This is a genomic window from Chryseobacterium sp. FH1, assembly GCF_000735135.1.
Taxonomy (GTDB): Bacteria; Bacteroidota; Bacteroidia; order Flavobacteriales; family Weeksellaceae; genus Epilithonimonas.
Genome location: NZ_JPLZ01000006.1, coordinates 376736 through 400769, shown reverse-complemented (window position 1 = coordinate 400769; position 24034 = coordinate 376736). Strand labels below are relative to the sequence as shown.

25 protein-coding genes and 1 riboswitch are annotated in these 24034 nt (G+C 37.6%); of the genes, 18 read left to right on the top strand and 7 right to left on the bottom strand.

All coding sequences use genetic code 11. The annotated features are described in order from the left end of the window. Window positions 1–83: 83 nt before the first annotated feature. Window positions 84–2882: a TonB-dependent receptor plug domain-containing protein gene (locus tag IO90_RS08820; RefSeq protein ID WP_034965794.1), complete on the bottom strand. Its 2799-nt coding sequence runs from the start codon at window positions 2880–2882 to the stop codon at window positions 84–86. A gap of 104 nt (window positions 2883–2986) precedes the next feature. Further along, window positions 2987–3088: riboswitch (SAM riboswitch) on the bottom strand. Window positions 3089–3238: 150 nt separating this feature from the next. On the opposite strand from IO90_RS08820, the gene IO90_RS08815 reads away from it, so the two are divergent. The 4 genes from IO90_RS08815 (at window position 3239) to IO90_RS08800 (ending at window position 7204) form a co-directional block, all read left to right on the top strand. Beyond that, a complete protein-coding gene (locus tag IO90_RS08815; RefSeq protein WP_034965793.1) occupies window positions 3239–3976 on the top strand; it encodes a DUF72 domain-containing protein in 738 nt (245 codons plus the stop codon). Further along, window positions 3973–4665, top strand: coding sequence for an SIR2 family NAD-dependent protein deacylase (locus IO90_RS08810; RefSeq protein ID WP_034965792.1), 693 nt, complete (start codon window positions 3973–3975; stop codon window positions 4663–4665). The genes IO90_RS08815 and IO90_RS08810 overlap by 4 nt, the downstream gene beginning before the upstream one ends. Continuing rightward, entirely contained in the window at window positions 4665–6176 is a 1512-nt protein-coding gene (locus IO90_RS08805) for a carbon-nitrogen hydrolase family protein (protein WP_034965791.1), read from the top strand. The genes IO90_RS08810 and IO90_RS08805 overlap by 1 nt, the downstream gene beginning before the upstream one ends. A 221-nt stretch (window positions 6177–6397) precedes the next feature. After that, entirely contained in the window at window positions 6398–7204 is an 807-nt protein-coding gene (locus IO90_RS08800) for a DUF4197 domain-containing protein (protein WP_034965790.1), read from the top strand. A 46-nt stretch (window positions 7205–7250) separates the two neighbouring features. Here IO90_RS08800 and alaS read toward each other — a convergent pair whose 3' ends face one another. The 5 genes from alaS to queG form a co-directional block, all read right to left on the bottom strand. Beyond that, a complete protein-coding gene (alaS, locus tag IO90_RS08795; protein WP_034968782.1) occupies window positions 7251–9854 on the bottom strand; it encodes an alanine--tRNA ligase in 2604 nt (867 codons plus the stop codon). Between the two features lie 217 nt (window positions 9855–10071). Beyond that, complete coding sequence (locus tag IO90_RS08790) at window positions 10072–10575, bottom strand: hypothetical protein (protein ID WP_051878456.1); 504 nt, start codon at window positions 10573–10575, stop codon at window positions 10072–10074. 5 nt (window positions 10576–10580) lie between these two features. Next, a complete protein-coding gene (locus tag IO90_RS08785; RefSeq protein WP_228374664.1) occupies window positions 10581–11165 on the bottom strand; it encodes a murein L,D-transpeptidase catalytic domain-containing protein in 585 nt (194 codons plus the stop codon). A 215-nt stretch (window positions 11166–11380) separates the two neighbouring features. Beyond that, complete coding sequence (locus IO90_RS08780; RefSeq protein ID WP_034965788.1) at window positions 11381–12058, bottom strand: TIGR02117 family protein; 678 nt, start codon at window positions 12056–12058, stop codon at window positions 11381–11383. A gap of 233 nt (window positions 12059–12291) precedes the next feature. Beyond that, window positions 12292–13215 (bottom strand): tRNA epoxyqueuosine(34) reductase QueG, encoded by a 924-nt coding sequence (gene queG / locus IO90_RS08775; RefSeq protein ID WP_034965787.1) that lies wholly within the window; start codon window positions 13213–13215, stop codon window positions 12292–12294. Window positions 13216–13363: 148 nt separating this feature from the next. Here queG and IO90_RS08770 point away from each other — a divergent pair, with 148 nt between their 5' ends. Further along, window positions 13364–13651, top strand: a complete 288-nt coding sequence (locus tag IO90_RS08770) for a rhodanese-like domain-containing protein (RefSeq protein ID WP_034965786.1) — start codon at window positions 13364–13366, stop codon at window positions 13649–13651. A 54-nt stretch (window positions 13652–13705) separates the two neighbouring features. Here the strand turns inward: IO90_RS08770 and IO90_RS08765 are convergent, their stop codons facing one another. Continuing rightward, on the bottom strand, window positions 13706–13870 hold the full coding sequence (locus tag IO90_RS08765; RefSeq protein ID WP_034965785.1) for a hypothetical protein: 165 nt from the start codon (window positions 13868–13870) through the stop codon (window positions 13706–13708). A gap of 219 nt (window positions 13871–14089) precedes the next feature. Between IO90_RS08765 and IO90_RS08760 the strand changes: the two genes are divergently transcribed. The 13 genes from IO90_RS08760 to IO90_RS08700 all read left to right on the top strand — a co-directional run bounded on the left by IO90_RS08760 (window position 14090) and on the right by IO90_RS08700 (window position 23988). Next, a complete protein-coding gene (locus IO90_RS08760) occupies window positions 14090–14347 on the top strand; it encodes a hypothetical protein (RefSeq protein ID WP_034965784.1) in 258 nt (85 codons plus the stop codon). A 9-nt stretch (window positions 14348–14356) separates the two neighbouring features. Continuing rightward, entirely contained in the window at window positions 14357–14806 is a 450-nt protein-coding gene (locus IO90_RS08755) for a hypothetical protein (protein ID WP_034965783.1), read from the top strand. Between the two features lie 284 nt (window positions 14807–15090). After that, window positions 15091–15564 carry a hypothetical protein gene (locus IO90_RS08750; protein WP_034965782.1) on the top strand — a complete coding sequence of 158 codons (474 nt, stop codon included), beginning with the start codon at window positions 15091–15093 and terminating at the stop codon, window positions 15562–15564. A gap of 81 nt (window positions 15565–15645) precedes the next feature. Further along, window positions 15646–16269 carry a hypothetical protein gene (locus IO90_RS08745; RefSeq protein ID WP_034965781.1) on the top strand — a complete coding sequence of 208 codons (624 nt, stop codon included), beginning with the start codon at window positions 15646–15648 and terminating at the stop codon, window positions 16267–16269. Next, window positions 16270–16572 carry a hypothetical protein gene (locus tag IO90_RS08740; RefSeq protein ID WP_034965780.1) on the top strand — a complete coding sequence of 101 codons (303 nt, stop codon included), beginning with the start codon at window positions 16270–16272 and terminating at the stop codon, window positions 16570–16572. Between the two features lie 20 nt (window positions 16573–16592). After that, entirely contained in the window at window positions 16593–17555 is a 963-nt protein-coding gene (locus tag IO90_RS08735) for a hypothetical protein (protein WP_034965779.1), read from the top strand. A 78-nt stretch (window positions 17556–17633) separates the two neighbouring features. Beyond that, entirely contained in the window at window positions 17634–19397 is a 1764-nt protein-coding gene (locus IO90_RS18340) for a hypothetical protein (RefSeq protein WP_131450841.1), read from the top strand. Window positions 19398–19419: 22 nt separating this feature from the next. Beyond that, window positions 19420–20151 (top strand): hypothetical protein, encoded by a 732-nt coding sequence (locus IO90_RS08725; RefSeq protein WP_034968776.1) that lies wholly within the window; start codon window positions 19420–19422, stop codon window positions 20149–20151. 10 nt (window positions 20152–20161) lie between these two features. Continuing rightward, on the top strand, window positions 20162–20992 hold the full coding sequence (locus IO90_RS08720) for a hypothetical protein (protein ID WP_034965778.1): 831 nt from the start codon (window positions 20162–20164) through the stop codon (window positions 20990–20992). 11 nt (window positions 20993–21003) lie between these two features. After that, a complete protein-coding gene (locus tag IO90_RS08715) occupies window positions 21004–21561 on the top strand; it encodes a hypothetical protein (protein ID WP_034965777.1) in 558 nt (185 codons plus the stop codon). 16 nt (window positions 21562–21577) lie between these two features. Then, on the top strand, window positions 21578–22627 hold the full coding sequence (locus IO90_RS08710) for a hypothetical protein (protein ID WP_034965776.1): 1050 nt from the start codon (window positions 21578–21580) through the stop codon (window positions 22625–22627). Between the two features lie 134 nt (window positions 22628–22761). Next, window positions 22762–23238 carry a Dps family protein gene (locus IO90_RS08705; protein WP_034965775.1) on the top strand — a complete coding sequence of 159 codons (477 nt, stop codon included), beginning with the start codon at window positions 22762–22764 and terminating at the stop codon, window positions 23236–23238. A gap of 54 nt (window positions 23239–23292) precedes the next feature. Continuing rightward, a complete protein-coding gene (locus tag IO90_RS08700; RefSeq protein ID WP_034965774.1) occupies window positions 23293–23988 on the top strand; it encodes a LytR/AlgR family response regulator transcription factor in 696 nt (231 codons plus the stop codon). Window positions 23989–24034 lie beyond the last annotated feature (46 nt).

The following is a 24034-nucleotide window of genomic DNA, read 5'->3' as shown; positions in this document are numbered from 1 at the left end:
ATAATATTAATCCAAAAAAAAACAGCACCGAGGAAAACCCCGATGCCATTTCAAAACAAATATAAAACCTTAAAATCGTCAAATTAAAAATTAACGGTCAGCTTGCTGAAGACATATCTTCCGTTCTGTCCGAATTGTGAGGTAGAACGTGAGTAGATAAACTGATCGTTGTTGGTGGAAGATGCCACATTCTTCGTTGGATAGATGTCAAACAAATTATTCGCACCGATTGTCAAATTAAAATTCTTACTGATATCGTAACCAATGGACAAATCTGTGATGATTTTATCTGTGATCAACTGATGTTCATAAATATTTCCATTGATACCATCAGCACCATAAACTTTTCCGTAGTAAGTATTTCTCAGATAGAAATTGAAATCTTTCCATTTCAGATTATTAGACAAACTCGCTTTTACTTTTGGAACTGAATCTTCTAAATAAACTCTGGATCTTTCACCAAAGTAAGTCGTCTCCAATCCTGCATTTTTCAATAGATCTGAAGCGTGAATATCGCCCACTTTTTTGGTTTTATTGAAGTTGATGGCAAAATCGTTATTCAGTTTCACATTGCCAGTTCTGTAGTTATGGCTGATAACCACGTCCAAACCTTTTGTCTCTGTATCGATGGAATTGGCAAAGAATTGTGCGGCATTCACATTGTTTTTATCAAATTCATCTCTTACCCCTTGTAAGTTAGGATTTGCTATAATCTGTGCATCGGTTGGTCTGCTAAATTGGTCAGTCAGAACAATTCTGTCATCAATTCTTATGAAATAGGCATCTGCAGTAATATTCAAATTCAGAGCAGGGATTTTATACGTAAATCCTGTACTAACAGATTTTGAAGTTTCTTGTTTCAATTTATTAATTCCCAATCCTCTTGCAACCGTAGAATCATTACTGAAAGTTCCTACTTCTACCAAAGATGGCGCTGTTCCTCCCGGAAGTGTTGTGAACAATGTTGATGTCGTGTTGTAATAGATCTGATGAATTGACGGTGCGCGGAAACCTGTGGAACCTGCAAAACGGAAATTCAAATCATCGGAAAGTTTGATTCTAGACGCTAGTTTATAATTAAAAGTCGAACCAAAATCTGAATAATCCTCAAAACGAACCGCCGCATCTACCAAAAACCAATTGGTAAAATTGAATTCTACATCAGCATAGGCAGCGTATGAATTTCGATTTCTATTGGTTGCGTTCTCTGCTCTGAAGCCTGAGAAAACCTGAGAACTTCCTGCCAATGCAGCTCCAAAAAAGTCAGTTGGTTTCAATGAGTTTGGCGTTGTTGGCGTTTGTACATTTCCGTTGATGTCATAAGCGGTGTAAGAGGCTTCTTCCCCTGGATTGATTCTGAAATTCTCGTGACGTTGTTCTGCTCCGAAAGCGACGTTGATGCCTTCCAAAACGTCATATTGCTTGCTGAAATCCAAATTGATGGTATTCTGCAAAAACTGCAATCCCCCAGCTTTGAAAGTGTTTGGAGAATTGAATCTTAAACTTGTGTTTCCAGTATTTTCAATCGTGTAATCAAAACTGTTTTGTCCGAAAGTATTGCTTAGATCGACATTCCATCCGCTCCAATTTCCTTTAACTCCAGCAGACAATGACACATCCTGGATCTTCGTATGAATCTCTGGCAAATAACCATCTAGATAAATTCCTGTAAAAGTTCTTGCCTGATTTGGTCTTCTGTAAAAACCGCCGGAAGCACCATCACGGATAGAGTATCCGCCAAAAGTGTAGGCTTTCCAATCATCATTGATAGGCACTTCTATATTGGCAAACAATTGGTGGTTATTGAGCTTAGACTGACCAACTTGTTGATTAAAATCTTTTCTGGTTTGTCCTCTGTAAGCTAACTCCTGGTCTGTGTAGTTGGCTCCCAACAAAGATTGCAAAGCTGTGATGCTTGATGCATTCTGGATGTTGGTCTGAAAGTTTGAGTCAAAATAATTGACACCTTGAGAATATTGATGAATTAGATTCACGAAGTCTTGTTCGCCCGCAGTTCCTTTCAGATTGTTGATATTGTTGAAATAAGACGAAAGATTCACGCCATTTTCTGATGCTCTTTTCTCGATCGCGTTGTAGGCATTATAGATATTTCCACTTTCTGTTCCAGCTCTTCTTGTAGGATCACGGAATTGTGAAGACCATGTCAAGTTATAGAAACCACCTCGTTTTCCGATTTTGTTTCCGTAGTTAAGGTCCAATTGATATTGCTGACCGTCGTAGTTTCCAGTGTGATCATTAGCTGCTTTTGTCAGATAACCACCGTAATTCAGTTGTCCTGTCAGTTTTCCGGTGTCTCTTTTCAATTGAAGGTTCATCACGCCGGCAATCGCATCAGAACCGTATTGTGCAGAAGCTCCGTCTCTCAAGACTTCTATTCTGGAAAGTGCAAAAGCTGGAATGGCATTCAGGTCCGTTCCTACCGTTCCTCTTCCTGGAGCTCCATTTACATTCACCAAAGCGGATGTGTGTCTTCTCTTTCCATTGATCAAAATCAAAGTCTGGTCTGGACCCAAACCTCTCAACTGCGCTGGATCCGAATGATCCGATCCATCTGCATTGGTCTGAATTGTTGATGTAAAAGAGGGCGCAATCGTATTAAGGATTTGATTGATGTTCGTCTGTGGCAAACTCTGCTGAATCTCCTTCAAATTGAAAACATCCACAGGAACCGGGCTGTCCGCTTTGGATCTTCCACCACTTCTGGATCCTACCAAAACCACTTCTTCGATTTGGCTGCTGGACACAGTGTCATTTGCAGGTGTTGTTTCCTGAGCCTGCGCAAATGTAACTCCCGAAAAGAAAATCACCGCCGCTGTGAGCGCAATTCCTTTCCTTGAATTAATAATAGTTACTTGTTTCATATAATTCTAAATTTTACGTTCTATAAATAAAAAAACTTCTTCCAGACAAGTCTAGAAGAAGTTTATATGAGGATGTGTTTGATCCTAAAATAAAAAACTTTTAAAACTTATCTTTCCTTTTTTCAAAGGCTGAATGCAACACCTTTCCTTTCGGCAGGTTGTTAAGACTTCACTGGGTCAGGTCCCTCGGTCTTTCTTAATAAGTATGACAGCAATTCTTAATCACAATGCAAAAGTAATTGCAAAACATTTATTCATCCAAATTTATTTCCTACTAATTCGGTATGATAAATATCATAATCATTTTAATTAATTGATTCAATGATAATTGGCATAGAAATTAATCACTGATTAAAATGAAAACTTCGAAAACAAAATACCACATTGGCTGTTCCGGATTTTATAATGCAGACTGGAAAGGTTCGCTTTATCCTGCAGATTCTCAGAACAAGGATTTTCTGAAATTGTATTCTCAGATATTTGATATAGTGGAAATTAACAGCACCTTTTACAGAAAACCAACTGCTAAAACACTTCAAAAATGGGTGGATGAAACACCAAATAATTTCAAGTTTTTCATTAAAATCCCAAAAACAATTTCTCATCAAAAACCTTTTGAAAATAAGAAAGAAGAAATATTAGAATTCTGCAATCACATCAAAATACATCTTGGCAAAAAATTGACAGGTTTTCTTTTTCAATTTCCGCCTTCCTTTCATAACACAACAGATAATCTGAATTGGCTTATTGAAAATCTACCTGATGACTTTATAATTGTTTTAGAATTCCGTAACATATCTTGGTGGAATGATGACATTTTTAAAATAATAAAAGACAAAAAATGGATTTTCAGCGGAACTAGTTTTCCGAGCAATCTTCCTGAGGATGTCATCGTCACAAATCCAAGCATAGGGTATTACCGCCTCCACGGGAAACCTACACTTTATAAATCTCCTTATTCTGAAGATTTTCTAAATGAATTGGCAGAAAAAATTAAAGAAACTAAAACGGAATTTTATGTTATGTTCAACAACACTTGGGGAACTTCTGCGGTGGAAAATTCATTATATTTAAAGAAAATTTTAAATCAATGAAAAAATTGGTCGTTCTCTCCGGCGCAGGCATCTCAGCAGAAAGTGGTATCAAAACCTTTCGTGATTCCAATGGACTTTGGGAAAATCACCGCGTGCAAGATGTCGCTTCGCCCGAAGGTTTTGCGAGAAATCCAAAGTTGGTTTTAGATTTTTACAACGCCAGACGGAAACAGCTGAAAGACGTAGAACCCAACACGGCTCACAAATTGCTTGCAGAACTGGAGGATTTCTTTGATGTTCACATCATCACGCAGAATGTGGACGATCTTCACGAGCGAGGCGGTTCCACCAACATTATTCATCTTCACGGGGAACTTAAGAAAGCAAGATCAGTCGATAATGAAACTGAGATTTTGGATTGGGAAGATGATATTCATTTAGGCGATCTTCATACGGATAGCTCGCAACTTCGCCCTCACATTGTTTGGTTTGGCGAGATGGTTCCAGAGATGGACAATGCAATTGAAATTGCTTCACAAGCTGATCTGTTCCTGGTCATCGGAACATCGATGCAGGTTTATCCTGCTGCTTCTGTCGTGAGATATGTTCCAAGTCATTGCGAAGTTTTTGTCATCGACCCTAACCTCGAAAATCCAAATTCATTCACCCGAAATGAGAATTATTTCAAAGCCTCAGCAACAGAAGGAATGAAGAAATTAAAACAAATATTAATAGAAAAGTATAAATAATGCAGGTAGAAATTAGAAAATTGACCGTTGATGATTATGATGATTTGGCAGAAGCAATGCAGAAAGCCTATCCAGTAATTGACGATAATGTCTGGAGCAAAAGGAATATCCAAAAGCTGACGTCCATTTTTGCAGAAGGACAAATTTGTATCCTCGTCGATGGAAAACTGGCGGCAGCGGCTTTGTCCATCAATGTTAACTATGAACTTTACGGCGACCAACATACATACGATGAGATCACAGGAAATGGGACTTTCAACACACACAGCAATATCGGAAATGTGCTATATGGGATCGAGGTTTTCGTAGATCCCGATTTCAGAGCTTTGAGACTTGGAAGGAGATTGTATGACGCACGAAAAGAACTCTGCGAAATAATGAATCTAAAATCCATCATCGTTGGTGGCAGAATCCCAAATTATCATCTATATAGCTCAGAATTATCACCTCGAGAATATATTACAAAAGTCCGAAATAAAGAAATTTACGATCCTGTTTTGAGTTTCCAGATCGGGAACAATTTTTCACCAGTCAAAATTTTGAAAGGTTATCTCAAAGGCGATTCGGAGTCAGAAGAATACGCGGTTCTTTTGCAATGGAACAACATCTATTACACGGCAAAGAAAAATACGATGCAGGACAGTGTTGTGCGTCTTGGCTTGGTTCAATGGCAAATGCGACCGCTGAAAGATATCGAAGATTTCTACAAGCAAGTCGAGTTTTTTGTAGATGCAGTTGCGGGCTATCAATCAGATTTCTGCTTGTTCCCCGAGTTTTTCAACACACCTCTACTCGCACCATTCAACCATCTCAATGAAAGAGAATCGATGGAAAAATTGGCTGAGCTGACAGAAGAAATCAAAGAGAAAATCTCCGAGATGGCCATCAGCTACAACGTGAACATCATCTCCGGAAGTATGCCGATTTTGGAAGAAGGTCAACTTTTCAACGTAAGTTATCTGCTTCACAGAGACGGAAAAATCGATGAATACAGAAAAATTCACATCACGCCAAACGAAAAGAAATATTACGGAATGACGGGTGGAAATGAGATCAAGGTTTTCGATACAGATTGTGGGAAAATCGGAGTCATCATTTGCTACGATGTCGAGTTTCCGGAATTGCCAAGATTATTAGCCGATCAGGGAATGAAGATCTTATTCGTGCCATATCTCACAGATACTCAGAATGCTTACACGCGTGTTCGCCACTGCGCGGCCGCAAGAGCGATAGAAAATGAATGTTATGTTGCGATTGCAGGTTGCGTAGGGAATTTGCCTGGCGTGAACAATATGGATATCCAATACGGTCAGGCGACGGTTTTTACACCTTCGGATTTTGCGTTTCCGTCCAATGCCATCAAGGGCGAAGCAACAGCAAACACAGAGATGACCATCATTGTAGATGTGGATTTGAACTTATTGAAAGAGCTTCATTACAACGGTTCCGTGAAAACTTTGACCGACAGACGACAGGATTTGTACGATGTCATATTGAGGAATCAGAATTGATATTTTAATAATTTAAGTTTCCACTTTTAATTGTCACTCTGAGGCTCTCGAAGAGTCCACTCAAACCTAACGAAGTGGTTCATCGATTCAAATAAAAAATAGAAAAGATGAGATAAGTCGGGCTGCGGATTGTACGTAAAACACCATTTGCGAAATTAGTTTGATAGCATATTTAACAACACTTCAAATTAATCATCTAAATTTGTATAAAATTATAAATAATGAAAAAAACGATTTTCTTAGCTTCTGCTTTATTACTCTCAATCTCTGCACAGGCGCAGATTGGTGACCTTTTGAAAGCTGTCAAAGATAAAACAGGGGTAGATCTTACTCAACCGAAAGCACAAACTCCAGCAACTTCTACAACTCCAGTTCCTACAACAAGTCCAAATTCCAATTCAAATATCAATCTTGGAAACTTAACTTCCACTCAAATTTCATCAGGCCTCAAAGAAGCTTTGAATCTTGGTGTAAAAGAAGGCGTACAAAAATTAGGTGTAACAGATGGTTTCTTAAAAAATGAAGCAGTCAAAATCTTAATGCCCGAAAAATTGAGAAAAATTGATACGACACTTCGCAGTTTCGGATTGGGAAGTCTGGCAGACCAAGGTGTAAAATTACTGAACAGAGCAGCAGAAGATGCAGTAATAGAAGCAACTCCGATTTTCACGAAAGCCATTACCTCAATGACCATTGATGATGCAAAGAATATTCTATTGGGAAGCAACAATGCGGCAACAACTTATCTTCAGACCAAAACACAGACGCAACTTTTCACCGCTTTTCAGCCAAAGGTTCAAGCGTCTTTAAGTAAAGTTGGAGCAGATACGGTTTGGAAAAACATTATTTCAAAATACAACACTTTCACCGGTCAAGCTGTCACCACAGACCTTAATGAATATGTAACCACAGAAACCATCAATGGTGTTTTTAAAATGGTAGCAGAGAAAGAAACTGGAGTTCGAAACAATTCTGCGATGAGAACAACATCTGTTCTACAAAAGGTTTTTGGAGCTGTTAAGAAATAGATATTAAAGTTTAATTAGATATTAGATCTCTAGATAAATTTAAAATTTAAATTCCCAAAGCTTTCTGATAAGCATTCTCAATCCCAGCCAGGTTTTTTCCACCAGCGGTTGCAAAACCTGGATTTCCGCCACCGCCACCTTGGATTTCTTTCGCCAATACTTTCACGATATTTCCAGCGTGATAAGTAGCTTCCAAATCCGTAGAAACGCCAACAGTTACCATTGGTTTTTCATTAGCATCAGAAATAATGATAATGACAGAATTTGGCGTTTCTTTTTTTAGTTGGAAAACGATGTCTTTCACAGAACCTGCGTCCAGAGATGTTTTCTTAACTAATAATTTCTTTCCGTTCTTGTCTTCGAAGTCATTTTTCCAGTTTTGGATTTCGCCTTTTGCCTTTTCTTTTTTGAATGAATCGATTTCGGATTTCAATGCTGAATTTTCTTCCAATAATTTCTCAATTGACTTAATTAAATCTTTTGACTTTAGTAATTGTGAAATCTCAGAAACTTGAGTTTCCAGATTCTTGAAATATTCCTCAGACTTCTCTCCAGAAATTGCTTCAATCCTTCTGATTCCTGCCGCCGTTGAACTTTCTGAAGTTAATTTGAAATGTCCAATTTCACTCGTAGTTTTCACGTGAGTTCCACCACACAATTCTTTCGACGTTCCGAATTGGATCATTCTTACATTGTCGCCATATTTCTCTCCAAACAAAGCCATCGCGCCTTTGTCTAAAGCTTCCTGAATCGGAATATTTCTGAACTCCTGCAATGCCAAATTCTCTTTGATCTTCGCGTTCACTTTTTCTTCAACCAAAGCCAATTCTTCCTCGGTCATTTTAGAAAAATGAGAAAAATCGAAACGTAAATAATCCGGACCAACATACGAACCTTTCTGCTCCACGTGTGTTCCAAGAACTTCTCTTAAAGCTTCGTGCAACAAGTGCGTTGCAGAGTGATTGGCTTGAGAATTTTTTCTGTCAGCAACATTGACTTTTGCATAGAAAATTGCGCCTGCATCTTTCGGAAGTCCATCAATCAATGAAATGATCAATCCGTTTTCTTTCTTGGTTTCTAAAACTTCGAAGCTCTCGGTTGCATTTTCGATAACGCCTTTGTCGCCAACTTGTCCGCCACCTTCCGGATAGAAAGGCGAATCACTCAAAACGATTTGATAAAACTCGCCGTCTTTGTTTTCTATTTTTCTATATCTTGTAATGTAAGTTTCAGATTCTAAAACATCGTAACCAACGAAGGTTTCCGGTTTTTCTTCCAAAACGACCCAGTCGTAAACTTTTGCTGCAGAATCTTTTTTGGAACGTTGTTTTTGTTTTGCCATTTCCGCTTCGAAACCAGCTTCATCAATCGTTAAGCCTTTTTCCTCAGCGATAATTCTTGTCAAATCATCAGGGAAACCATAAGTGTCATACAATTCAAAAACTTCTTCACTTGGCAATACTTTTTGATTATTAGAAATCGTTTGTTGAATTAATTTCTCAACTCGGATCAAACCGTTTTCAATGGTTTTAAGGAAAGATTCCTCTTCGCTTTTGATGACTTCTGTAACCAGAGTTCCTTGTTTCTCAAGTTCTGGGAAAAATGCGCCCATTTGATTTTGAAGTACAGCTACCAATTCGAAAATGAAAGGTTCTTTTCTGTCCAAAAATCTGTAAGCATAAGAAATTCCTCTTCTCAAAATTCTTCTGATCACATAACCCGCACCACCATTGGAGGGCAATTGTCCGTCAGCAATCGCAAACGAAACCGCACGAATGTGATCCACAACTACACGAATGGCGATGTCTTTTTCGTCCGTTAAAATTCCTGTATATTTTTCTCCCGAAAGTTCTTCCACCTTAGCGATCAAAGGTGTGAAAACATCGGTGTCGTAATTGGATTCTTTTTGTTGAAGCGCCATACAAAGACGTTCAAATCCCATTCCTGTATCGATGTGTTTCGCAGGCAGATTTTCCAAACTTCCGTCCGCTTTTCTGTTGAATTGCATAAAGACGAGATTCCAGATCTCCACAACTTGAGGATGGTCATTGTTCACCAATTCCAATCCAGAAACTTTCGCTTTTTCTTCTAGTGTTCTCAAATCTACGTGGATCTCTGAACAAGGTCCACAAGGTCCGCTCGCTCCCATTTCCCAGAAATTATCTTTCTTATTTCCATTGATGATTCGGTCTTCGGAAATGAATTGTTTCCATAAATCGTAAGCTTCGGTATCACGCTGAAGATTTTCTTTTTCGTCACCTTCAAAGATGGTCACGTAAAGATTTTCTTTCGGGATTTTATAAACTTCTGTCAGTAATTCCCAAGCCCAGGTAATCGCTTCTTTTTTGAAATAATCGCCAAAACTCCAGTTCCCCAACATCTCGAACATCGTGTGGTGATAGGTATCACGACCAACATCGTCCAGATCGTTGTGTTTTCCGGAAACTCTGAGACATTTTTGCGTATCGGCAATTCTGGAAGATTTCGGTTCTTTGTAACCTAAAAAATAATCCTTGAACTGTGTCATTCCAGAGTTGGAAAACATCAGCGTCGGGTCATCTTTCAGAACAATTGGCGCAGAAGGAACGATCAAATGTTCTTTGCTTTTGAAAAAATCTAAAAATTGCTGTCTTATTTCTTGTGAAGTCATAGTTTGGGCTTTTGGCATTTAGCGTTTTGCTAATTGCTTTTTATAGGTTGCGAATTTAATCATTTTGAAAAGATTTTTTAATACTAAACATTGAAATATTTAAGAGTATTAAAAATCCGAAAATTAGATAGTAACAATCTTTCGGAAGTGATCCTTTTACTAATTTCTCAAATATGTTTTCAGAGTCATAAACGTCATATCTATGTAGAAAGCTTGTTCAACATATAACAAAATCATCTTCAAGTAAATTATTCTTTGCATTTGGATCTTTATAATCAACCAATACAAAAAAATGCCATGTTTTTTCCATATCTAAACCGTACCTTTCATGCTTAGAGATTGCCATATCATTGAGTAAAGAAATAAGATCATCGTAAGAATTTTCATCATTTATCATAAATTCAATTCCTGTTTCCTTCTCATTTCTTTGTTGAAGTTTTTTGATTTCAGACACGTAATAAGCCGAATTATTTTTAGCTGTATTTGGCTTTACAACAATCTTTTTGTAATTCCAGTTTCTATAAGGCTCGAAAGAATTCTGATAAATCCTATCCTTGTCTTCGACAGAATTTTTTAAATGAACTTTCGAAGGCAAGCCAATATCTATAACATTTGGAATTGGCTTTTGCAATTCTCGATTTCCATAGAACCAAAATAAAATTGGAATGATTACGGCGCTAATCAATCCTGGAACGTAATATATTTTCTTTGGATATTTCATTATTCTTATTTGTAAATCCACATCAAAACAGGCTTCTTAGAATTCTTAATCAATGGATCAATTTCTTTGAAAGCATTATTGGAAACTGTGGGACAACCCCAACCTTCTGGCGAACCATTTGGATAAACTTCATCATCGCTCATCTTTTCCCAGGAATGAAAAACGATGATTCTTTTGAGCGCATTGTTGTTGGTTTCTTCCAAGCCGTGCATCAAATATTTGATATTGACGCCCCAATTGCTGTAACCTCTCGCTCCTAGTTTATATTTTCCTAATGACGAAAGATGGCTATTATCCTCATTGCTGAAACTTGGATTTTCTTTTGTATCATCGTCACTCCACGATGAAGTTCCACAACCGTGACCAACTAGATATTGTTGAGAGATCTCGTTCTTTTTGAAGTCATAAATGAAAAAACGTTTCACGCCGGAATGCAAACTCATATCTATCAGAATGCAAAAATCTGTGTTGAAGTTTTTGGCTTTGCAAAATTCTAAAGCTTCTTTGGCTTTTTGATTGGTTTTCGAAATATCGATTTCAGGTTTTGTGATAGTCACTGGATCATTGGCGATTGGAATCAGCTTGTTCAAATTTTCTTTTTGACAGCCGGAAATAATTGTAGAGAAAAATAGACAAAAAATGAACTTCATAGAAAAAGTGAAACTGATTTGAAATGATGAACTATCGCAGCCTACTTCTACAGGCTCAGTATAAACTTCTTGAGTGGACTCTTCGAGAACCTCAGAGTGACAAATAGAAAAGGAAGGCGGATAAAGCTGCCCGAATACTGTTTATTTAAATCGATCTATTTATAATGTCTGAAAATCCCGAAATCCGTCGGCGTCCAGAATGCGGCCTTTTGACCAGCAGCTTTCAGTCCGTCGTTTGCCCAAGTGTTGCAAGTGTAGGTGAAGTTGTACGCACCTTTTGCATCGTAAAATGCATCATTGTCTTCGTAAACGGCATCGGTTTTTATGAATTTATAATTGCCGGAAGCGTCTTTGTCAAACTTGTCATCTATGAATTTGATGAGATTTTGATATTGCTTTTCTGTCAGCATTATTTTTTTGCAGTCTTCTCCAAGTTTCATTTCATTATAATAAGTACAATGCATTGCAGATTCGCTCAACCAGAATGCGGCATTGAAGGCTGTTGAGAATTTGAGGTCGGCCCAAGTTGGTGTGTTGAGATAAAATCCCTTGTCGCCCCAACCGAACGAGATAAACTTGAAGTTTTCTTGCTTGGATTTCGTGTTGCTGTAAGGTAATTTTGTACTCCAATCTATGAATTGTGTTTTCACAGGCACTACAATATCGGTATGAACACCATTGGTCAAAATGTAGGCTTCGATGACTTTCGGGTCGTCTGTTTTCTCGGCTGAAACAGGGATTAATGGAAGTAGGATTCCCAAAATAATGTACACAAAAACAGCTCCAAATATGAAGCCGATTATTTTAAGAATTAATATCAGTTTTTTTTTCATCTTTCAGGTTTTCCGAATCGTGGCGAACTATAAAGGTAATATTTTTTTGAACACAAAATCAAAATGTTAATTTTTTTTAATAAATCTTGGTTTTACGAAATTTTAGTTTGAAATTTATTAGCGAAAAAGTAATAAAATATGCCAAAAAATCGCCAATCAAACAAAAGAATTACAATCCGAGTGAAAGTTGCCCCAAAAAGAGTTCAGAAAAGAAAATAATTCTGATAAAGTTTCTATTCTGACAAGAAATCAAGATTCCTTTTAAGTCCCGAAAACTTAGTTCTCTTGACAGCGGATTTTTTGAAAACCGAGGAAAATATTTCTTGGGTAATGTCCTTCCACTCTTGTTTTGTAAAGTTTTTGATCTCAGAATTCGGTCGGAATTTCTCTTCCAAAGTTGGTGCAGAAAACCTGTTCCATGGACAAACGTCTTGACAAATGTCGCAACCAAACATCCAATCTTCCATTTTGTCCTTGAAGAAATCAGGGATTTGATCCTTCAACTCTATCGTGGCGTAGGAAATGCATTTGCTCCCATCCACGATTTTATCGGAAATTATCGCTTGGGTTGGACAAGCATCGATGCATTTGGTGCAACTTCCGCAATGGTCTGCAACTGGCGAATCCTGAATCAAATCCAAATCGCAAATAATCTCTGCCAAAAAGTAGAATGAACCGTTCTTCTTGGTAATCAAATTGGAATTTTTCCCAACCCAACCAATTCCCGATCTCTTGGCCCAAGCTTTTTCCAAAACCGGCGCCGAATCTACAAAAACACGAAATGCAAACTCCCCTATTTCTTCTTGTAGCTCAGCGACCAAATACCTAAGTTTTTCTTTGATGACCTCGTGATAATCTTCGCCGTAAGCATATTTAGACAGCTTAAAATCTTGATTGTTTTGAATTTCCTCAGGAAAATAATTGTAACTAAGCGAAATGACAGATTTGGAACCTTCAACCAACAATCGGGGATCCAATCTTTTATCAAAATGATTTTCCATATAGCGCATCTCGCCATTGAAATTGTTGTTCAACCAATTTTCCAAACGAGGCGCTTCCTCTTCCAAAAAATCTGCCTTGGAAATACCACACGATTGAAACCCGAAAGCCAGAGCCTTGGATTTGATAAGATTGCTGTATTTCTCTTGGTTGTTCATTTTACAGCGCAAAATTAATGTTTTAAAATTTGATATGATCGATCAAAAATTCGTTTAACCCCAACTCTAAAGGGAGCCTAATTTTTATTTGAGATTAAAAATTTATATTGTAATTTTGTTAATATTAAATTTGTAAAAAATAAAAATTATGGCAATAGAAGATGTATTAAGAGCCGGAAATTATCATTTGATCGATGTTCGTGAACCGTTGGAATTGGAAATGGACGGGCATATCGAAGAAGCTAAAAATATCCCGTTGGGAGAATTGGAAGACAGAAAACAAGAAATTACAAATCTGAATGGAACCAAGATTTTCTTTTGCAGATCAGGAAACAGATCGGGAAAGGCGACAGAATATTTCAAATCCGAAGGAATGACCGATGTATACAACGGAGGCGGATACGTAGATCTGAAAGAAGTTTTGGATAATCTTTAAGATACAGCAGATCAATAAAAAGTCCCGGAGAAATTTCTCCGGGACTTTTTATTTTTAGTTTTTGCCTCTTGATAATAACCATAGTACAAAGGCAACTATCGCTACTACGACGATGATTCCCCACCACATTCCGGCTTTGAAGATAGTTTCTACGGCTTCGCAACTTGTCAACATTCCTGCTAATAAAAACAAGGGAATGAAATTCATATATTTTTTCATAGTGTAAATATTTAACTGATAAATTCAAATGCTGTTCCAAAAAAGGAAAAGAAGCATATTTCATTATTATTATCAAAAATTTAAAAATCAACTTTATCTAAAAATGCGACCAAACCATATAACATTTAATAAATAAGAAGAATAATAATTACTAATTTAGAATTATACTTTACAATTTGGCGGTGAATTTGTAGGATTCTCAATAACAAATTATGTGCTATGAAAAATCTATTACTTTTGATTGCTGTTGTAAGCAGTAGTTTTGCTTTTGGGCACAAGAAAGCTGTGCAATTTATTCCGCCACCTGTGACTGACAGTCCTACGAAGGCAGAGGCGCAAGAAAATATTGCCATAGAAGATTCCAAGAAATGTTTTGTGTATGTCAGCGAAGTTCAGAAAGATGAAAAGGTCGATGTGACCGAAACTCAGTTAGAATACGGGTATGTAAAGTTTCAAACTAAGTATCATCAACCCTAACTATTTCCAATGGCAAAATTGATCTTTAAGTATTGGCTCATCAATGCGCTCTTCTGTATCGCTCTGTTTATCTTTCATAGAGTATTGATTTCGGAGAAAGCTTATGCCGATGATGATTGGATAGAATTTATTATCAATATCCTGGACATCCTTATGAATCTGGGGTTTTCGCTGATTTTCCTCGTCGTTTTTCCACTTGGTGCGTTGACTTTTTTTCTTAATTTGATTAAACAGATCAAAAGTCGGTATTATTTGTCTTTACTTACCTTCGTTGCAGTTCCAGTTGGTGTTTCAATTTATGTGCTGATTGCTGTAATTGATTTTGCTTCTTCCGGAAGGTCACTGTTGACGACTGTACTGATCTTATCCATCATTTATTTGATTTTTAATTATTTTCAGTTTAGGTTGTTTCGACAGAGAGTTGCTTTGATGGATGAGGTGGTTGTTGAAACCACATAGGCACATAAGAGAAAAGGGGATTTTTGTGGTGGTAAAGGTCAAATAGGGATTAGTTTTTCTTGGAAGCTTATTACATTTAACTAAAAGTGATTTCCCCCGACCCCAAAGGGAGCAATTTTAGTGAGATGCGGAGGTTTTTTTTTCATTTTTAATTGGGAAAAAGAAGACTGTCTTGAAAATTATATTTGAATCATTTTTAATCAAACACCAACGAGTGTAACGGAAATCAATTACTTTTAGTCAACATTTGTATCATCAATTAATACCAATCAAAAAGTTAAGCTATGAGAATTCCACTCCTATTTTTATTAATCTTAATTTCGACAAGCGCATTTTCGCAACAAAAAGAATCTGATATTTGGTCTGGCAGTTACAGTGTGCATCCCAACAACGATGCGGTGGTGCAAGATACATTGGTCATTTCCCGATCCAAAGATTTGAAGCCCGAAGATGTACCTTCTAAGCTTGAAGCGGACTTGGCCAGATGGACTGTAGAATCGAAGAGAGATTCTAAGAAAGGTGATATTTTGGTAAGACGCTTTTTGCAAAATGATGAGGATGATGAGTACAAGGAATTCGGGTGGACAGCGCTTCACAAAGCAGGCAAAATGAACTGCATCGACGGCGGTCACTTTTTCATCTGCAATACCGACCCCAACTCCACCGTCGAGCTGAAAGGCGACAAACCCTTCAAAACGGAAAGCGGGATTTTTGGAATTTGGCTTCACTACGGATTGGTGACGCTTAAGAAATTGTAGTAGGGAGATTATGGTCTCGCTGATTTGGCAGATGGCGCAGATTTAGATTTATAATTTGACAAACATTGTAATAAAATAACGATGATGAATAGCCGAAAGATTTCGCTTTTGTTCAAACAGATTTTTATTATTAATCTGATGTTGATTTCGTTGGTTGTAAATGGGCAACAGCAAATTTCGAACAGTACTTTTACCGTTTCTGTGCGTGAAGAAATTGGCGATTTGAATGGCGATGGATTGGCGGATAAAGTCGCCATTAAAATGGACACGGCCGACATCACCAAACCTTTGCAACTGGAGATTTTCTTTCAGCAAAAAGATTCGAAATACAAGTTGGTAGCGTCATCTACAAAACTCCTTGCTCCACAGTATAATAAGGATGGAAAATATGCTGGGAATGTGCTCCCAGACGTTGTGATTGACAATGGAATCCTAAACATATTAACCGAACTAAACGCCAATCATTCACAACACCAATTTAAATTTCAGAATGAGAATTTTGAGTTGATTCATTACTTCAATGTGATCTGGGATGGGAAAAACACGACAACAGAAACCAAGTTTGATTTGTTAACGGGCAACTATTCCGTGGAATCCCAGCAATTGGGTTCTGATAAATTGACTGTCTTGGAGAAAAAAAAGATCGTGGTAAAACCATTGCCGAAGCTTCAAAATTTTGTACCGTTTGCCAATCAATTGTATTAAATGATGACTGTGCCTCAGAAACTTAAAATCTTAAAATTCATCAACATTCTGTTGATCGTGTTTCTGATTCCTATTCTTTTGATCTACTTGATGCTCATCATTCCGGAATATTCTGCGTGCAATGATGCGATGTTTGAAGGCGAAAAAGGGATTGACATTTGGGGAAGCAAAATAGACTGTGATGCAGAAAGCAGGGCTTTTTCGGAGGCGTTCTTTCAGATGTTTTCGATGATTGTGGGTGGGGTTTCTTTTGTTTTGATTTTAATTAATATCTTTTACTTCCGATTGAAGAAGCGATTGTAAGTCCATAAAAACTAAAAACTATGCGAATTCTGATTTTATTAATGATAATTGCACTGACTATTTCAAGTTGCAAAGACAAAAAAGAGCCAGTTGAAACTTCGAAGTCTGAAAAGATGGACTCGGTGAAGATCGATTTTAATGCCGATTCGATGAATATTAAAAAAGTGGGTTCATCCTTATACGACTGGTATTTCAACAATGATTTCAACGACTATGAAATTGTGAAAGACAAAAAGGGGAGAGCACTTTTGGATAGTGCCACCTATTTCAAAAAACTGAGGAATCTTGGGACGATTTCAGAGCAATTCATCACCAAAGAAAAAGAAAGACTTTCGACCTGCTCCAAGTTTCTGGCGACCAAATATTTCGACGATTATAATTCGGCTGACGCTTATACTTTCGATGATTATTGTCCGGATTTGTACTATATGTCTTGGATCAAAAGCCAGGAAAGACCGGAGAAATTTGTGGCGAAGAACATCAAACAAATTGATGAAAACAATGCCACAGTCGATATTGATTTGAATGACGAACCACTTTCAAAAGTGATTTTAGCTAAGGAAAACAACAGTTGGAAAATCACCGACATCAGGTTTATTAATCAACATAAAACGACCATCACACCTAAGACACTCAATGGCAATTGGAGCAATGCGATGGTGACTTTGCATATCGGCGATGACGGTTTGGCATTTGAGTATCACGGGCAATGTATGTACTTCTACCCGACTCGCAAAATCAGCGCGACGGAATTTGAGATGATCTGGTCGCGGGAAATGGATTGTAAATTTGATAACGGAACCGGTAAAACTTTTGGGCTGAAAAATGTGCCGGCGATTGGCAAGCCGTTTGCAAAATTTGTTTTGAAAGATAATGTTCTGCAGGCGACCTATTACTATCCGGAATGGGTGAAAAAATATACGGAGAAAGTGCAGGATAATGTTTTTACGGGGGATTATTTTAAGGATGAGGAAAATCTGTAGGTACAACACTTAAGTTACTATAGAGTTTTTATGTCGCATTTGGAAGTTCACTTAAGATTAGAAAAGAAATTTTACTTTATGAAAAAAGATCAACGATTTTTATGGACTGGAACTTTCGTAATGCTTGTTGTTTCAGGCTTTATGCAGGCGCAGGCTTTTGAGCAGGAGTTTTTTTTCAAAGGGAAAGTGAAGACAATGACGTTGGAAAAAGAAAATGCCAGCGATAAAAAGGACAAACTGAAAACGGTTTTTGAATATGACCAAAATCAGAGAAAAATTAAGGAGATTTCGCCGTACAATTATACTAATGAGCACTTCTACCTCACGAAATCGGATGAGAAACCAATTCTGAAAAAGTCATACGGAACTGGTGAATCCAAAACTCAAACCATCGAGATTGAAGATCAAAACAAAGCTCGGCAAACGCTTCTGAGTGGCCATCTCAAACAGGGAAAATGGGATTATTATTTCATCCACGATTATGTGGGGAATGTTCAGAAAATCAGATGGTTCACCGATGGCGAGATCTATCTGGAGAAAACCGAGGAAACGATGGATCTGAACAAGTACCATATTCCAGCCGGGTTTGTTCCCTTCGATTGGGACAGAAATCGCTCGTCAGGCATCATCAAAAAAAGCAGAGATTACACTTCAAATCAATATGACCACAATGTAGTTTTTGAATTTATAGAGGAAGGAAATCCAAATAACCGTATCACTTTCCATTACAACGGTGCTGATGTTTATGATGCTGGAAAAGGCTATTGGCACCGCTACGAAGATGGCAAAAAGATTGAAGAGCGTAATATTTATAGGGCCAATGAGATTTCAGATTTTGGACACCGCTATGTTTACAATGCCGATGGAAAGCTGAAGAGTGATCATTACGGTTACTTCAGTCAACTGCCGAACAAATTTCTTCAAAGAAATCTTTATACCTATAACGACAATGGCGACTGCATCAAAAGGACGGAAGACGGCGAAAGTGGCAAAACCTACATCATCCATTACAAATATACTTACGACGAACAGAAAAACTGGACGAGCCAAACTTCTGTGTTTGATGATGGCTCGGGAAGTACGATCAGACGGAGCTTTACCTACTACAAACCCGGAGAATCCGAATTGAAAAACTCACTTTCGGAAACGGTTTACAATCGATATTTGAAAGAGTTAAGAGCGTACAAACCCGTTGCAGAACAACAATTCAAAGATTACAATCTTGCCAAAACAAAAAAGGACAATGCGCCATCGGACAAAACCAATTACCGGGAATTGCGCTCCAAAAACTGGAAAGACTTCTTACCCAAAGGTCAAAAAGCTGACACGATCACCACTGGCGATCTTAACAAAGATGGATTGGATGATGTCGTGATGGTCTATCAACCCGAAAAACTGTTGAAGAAAGAAAACAGCACGGGCAGAACATTGAGGATTTTATTAAAACAATCTGACGGCAATTATCAATTGGTGGCCGAGAGCAATGGCGCGGTGGCAGGCGAAAGTATGAACAATGTTTATTTCTCCGGTCTGGAAATCAAGAAAGGTTTGCTCATCATCAATCACGATTTTATCCGTGGTGGTTCTGTGCATAAATATCGCTATCAAAATGGCGGTTTTTATCTGATTGGTGGAGAAAGTCATTATGGCGATGCCTCTTATCATTCCGGCATCGATTACAATTTGAGTACGGGAAAATATATTTCGACCTACGATAATTGGGATGACAATAAAGATCTTCCGAAATCTACCAAGAAAGAAGGCACTCAAAAATTGGCGACCTTACCAAATATTGAAACGTTTGAAATTTTCAGTTTAGGCGTTGGTGACCACGAATTATAATTTATTTAAAAAAATTGAAATTATGAAAAAAAAAATTGCTGTTCTCTTGTTGCTCTTGTTCTTTGCGAATGCTTATTCTCAGGAACAAAATGAGGTTTTGCTGACCAAAGTTTTGGCGCAACTGAAGCTTAATAAAAAGGACATTCACGAACCGCTTTATCGCTCGAAAGTTCTGCCCAACAAAACTGCCAACAGCGTTCTGGTCATCCCGAAATATAATGTGAATGAAAGCGATGAATATGGACACGACTTCTTCGTCTTAGACGCTTACATCGTATTGGCAGACAACGCGACAGGGAAAATCCTCAGCCATTATGTTGAAAAAGAAGCGTGGACCTCGGATGCGATGGTTCTTTCGGACATCACGATCGATACGGGACTTTATCAGCTTAATGAAAAAGACCGCGCCTTTGGAATCCGCGTAAGTTACAGTGGAAGCAGTAAACCGAATCCTTATAATTACTCGGATTTATCTTTGTTCATCGTTCAGAACAATGCAATGAAAAGAATTTTGAAAAACTACCAAATCAACAGATCGAGTGGCGAATGGGACACGAGATGTGCAGGAGAATTCGAAGAAAGCACTGGAAATATTGATTTGGATAAGAACAAAACGAATGGTTTTAAAAATCTAATCATCAAAAGTAAAATAGAACACACAAAAAGTTTTCTGGTCAATGATAATTGCGAGGAAAAAGTTACGACTAAGAATGGCATCAAAAATTTGAAATTCAACGGAAAGGAATACAAATAAAGAGACGCTTATGAGAAAAAAGATCACGCTGTTTATATTTATTATTCTTGTGCTGATTTTAATTGGCGCATTGTCTTATACGGCTTTGCTTTCGGAATCTGACTCTGAAAAAGGCATTAACAAAATCGGTTCAATTATTTCAAAATCAGAAACTTACAAAAGCAAAGACAAAAGAACCATCACGCAGTTGAAGCTTGATTACAAAGATTCAACTTACGCTTATCAGGAAAGATACATTATGAAACCCGGCGATGACGTTGGTTACGAGGCAAAATCCAAAGGCAAATTCAAAATGGATCAGGACACTTTGATTTTGTATTCTGATATGCCTTCGAACGAATCCTTCACAGAGATTGATTTGACGGCCGAAGAAATCGCAAAGAACAAATTTTCCTACATCTTCCCGACCAATGAAAAAGTGAATCAAAATCAGGTCAAAATCTACTTTGATAATATTGCGGAGATTGATGAATACAAAGCTTTTAACATTATTGACAATCAATTAAAACCTTTAAAAATAACCGAGCGGAAAAAGCTGGAAGAGGATGGCTGGATTAAAACCAAAAACGATGATATCATTCTTTTGCATTATCTGAGGATCGAAAAACCAGCGAACAATCAGTTGCTAATCACAGGTTCGAGAGGCGAAAGTTTTCTTTTTGATTTTAATAAAATCCCTTACTCATCTTTCCACTTTTTCACGAGAGCCTACTGGAGTTTCTCAGATTTTACAATGCTTAAGTTTCTTAAAACCGACAAGACTTTGAAGAGAATCATTAATCCAAATGACAAGCGCTATGAATCAAGCGGTGCGTTGAACAGTGATTTTATTAAACAATAAAATTTGAATCGATGAAAAAAATATTGTTTTTAGGTTTGATTATTCTGATGTTTTCCTGCGAAGAAAAGCAAGCGAAAACCATTGTCGCTCAACAAAACCAAACTATTCCAACTAAAGAATCCATAAAAATTCGCGAGGAGGAGAAATCAAATGGTGACTCTATAAAAGCACCAAAACCTCAAGTCATCATTCCTGTCAAAATACCAGAAACACCAGATAAAATTATCAAATGTTTCCCACCAGAATCCGTTGATTACAAAGACAAAGGTGGCAATATGGAAAATGGGTTCGTGACGGAATGTCTTTATAAAAACCATACTCTTGAAAAAGCTTACAACAAATTCCGTGAAATGAACATTGCCAATGACGATGGGAAATTTCTGGAAAAGAAAATGCCTTCCGGTAAACACACAGCCAGTTTCAATGATTATCCGATTTCCGTTACTTACACCTATCCGCAAAAGCATATTTTGGAAGTTGAGATTTTGTTTCCTGGTGGCGTGACGATCATTCATTTTAAGAAAGAAAAAGATGATGTAAGAGTGAATGTAAACCATTCTCCGGATTAATTTAAAAACAATAATTATGAAAAAATATTTGATGCTACTATTGTTCGCCAGTGCCTTTCTTTTTGCACAAAAACCGAGTTTCGACAAACGCTACAAAGAGGTTGCTGGAAGATATGGCGGAAACGACGGAATCTGTCTTTTTGAAGATGGAAAATATATGTTGTACGGCTACGCAACAGCGATTTTTGGAACCTATACTTTTGAGAAAGATTACATTAACTTCTATCCAGACCGACAGGAATTGTTTATGATTTTCGGAAGTCAGAATCCGACGATTGGAAATTCGGCACGACTGTATTTTTCAGGCTTTGAGCGGGATGAAAGTTTTGTACAGTTCGACAATGAAAAGACACAACCAGTCTTCAATGAGGACGCTAATTGTTTCGCTTCGCCATACGTTTACGAAACCAAAACTAAGCCTTCGCAAATCATTCTTTTAGGTTTGGTAGATGGTACTTTGCATCAAAGCAAATTTGACATTCCAAAAGACTACAACGATCTCGTGATCGTCCACAACAAACCAAGCAGATATGAAGAAAACTTCACGGGAATGGTGAAATCTGAAGGCAAATCAAAAATCCTAAATATCTCAATGTTCGACAGAGGTTTCAAGAAAAATGACGAGGACAAAAACGACAACAACTGGAAAGAAATCCTCGCAATGAAAAACGAATATTTCCAAGCTGAAGACAATATTAAAACCGGAGTTTTCTTCAACAAGCATTATCAAAATTTTCCAACACCCGAAAATTCAGCTTATACGTTTGACAAGAAAACCAATCAGTTTATCAGCAAAAACGCGAAAGACAACGAAGCCCATTTCCGAAACGATCAATACAATGATAACCGTTATCTGAGAAAATATTTGAAAATTGAAGGTCAAACCAATGTTGACAAAGCTTTTAATAAAAACAGTATTTCCAATAAGAGTTTATTCTTTACAACTTGCGGTCAAGGCTCGGAAAAGTCTTATAAATACAGTGGTTTTATCGAATACGAAGAGAAAAGTGAGCCTAAAGAATTACCGCAGACTACCATTGTAGCACCTTTGCCTCCATCTAACTAAGCTAATACAGTAATAAAATAATTCCAACGACTCATTTTGCCCATTCACCGAAAAATTCATCATTTTTTTAAGATTCATTCTGAACTTTACGTCAGAAAAAAGAGCAATACCGCTCCATCTTAAATCTTAAAATTATGAAAACAAACATCGGACTTACAGAGCACAACACAGAAGCTGTAGCAGAACAATTGGCAAAACTTTTAGCTGACGAAACTGTACTTTACATCAAAACAAGAAATGCCCACTGGAATGTGACTGGCGATAACTTCCACGCCAACCATACTTTCTTCGAAGAGCAGTACAAACAGTTGGACGAGTTGATTGACAGCGTTGCAGAACGTCTTAGAAAAATCGGTCATTACGCACCTGCAACGATGAAAATCTACCTGGAATTGACACATCTCACAGAATACAGCGAGCGTACCAACGACGGATTAGGCTTTATGAAAGATTTACTAAAAGACCACGAGAGCATCATCGATTTTCTAAGAGGAAACGTGACGCCTTTTGCAGACAAATACAAAGATTACGGTTCCAGCGACTTCATCACAAGCCTGATAGAAACGCACGAAGAAATGGCCTGGATGATTCGTTCTTACTTCAGAAATTAAATAAAATAAGAAAAGGAATAATTATATTTGTGTCAACCATAATAAACTATCCCTATGAAAGCTTTAATTGTTGATGACAACGATATCGCAAGAACCACTTTGGCGCATTTGGCAAAACAAGTCCCGAATCTGACGATTGTCAATGAATATTCCAATGCGATTGAAGCTTATAACCATCTGCAGTCCAACCCCGTAGATTTGATTTTCCTCGATATCGAAATGCCGGAAATGACAGGAATCGAGCTCACGAAAAACCTTTCTGGGAAGGACATTATCATCATTTTCACCTCATCCAACAAAGATTATGCACTCGAAGCTTTCGAACTGAATATCGCAGATTACATCCTGAAACCCGTGATGCCAGCGAGATTTTTACAGGCAGTCAGCAAAGCACAATCGATTTTGGAAAGCAGAAAAGAAGAAGTGGAAGTCACCAAAGACGAGTTCCTTTTCGTTAGAGATTCCAATATCACAAGGCGTTTGAAGCTCGACGATATTTTTTATGCCGAAGCAATGGGCGATTATGTGAAGTTTTACACAAGGGAAAAAATGTTTGCCATCCACGGCAAGATGAAAACGGCGGAAGAACGTCTCCCAAAAGACCATTTCATCAGAGTTCATCGCTCTTACATCGTTTCGGTTGGCAAGATAGACACGCTCCAGGACGGCGGAATTATGATAAACGGAAAATTCATTCCCGTCGCAGATGCTTACAGAAAAGCGCTCAATACGAGAATGAATGTTTTCTAAAATTTTCCATTTATCCGTTTAAGCTTGGTCATCCATTATTATCATA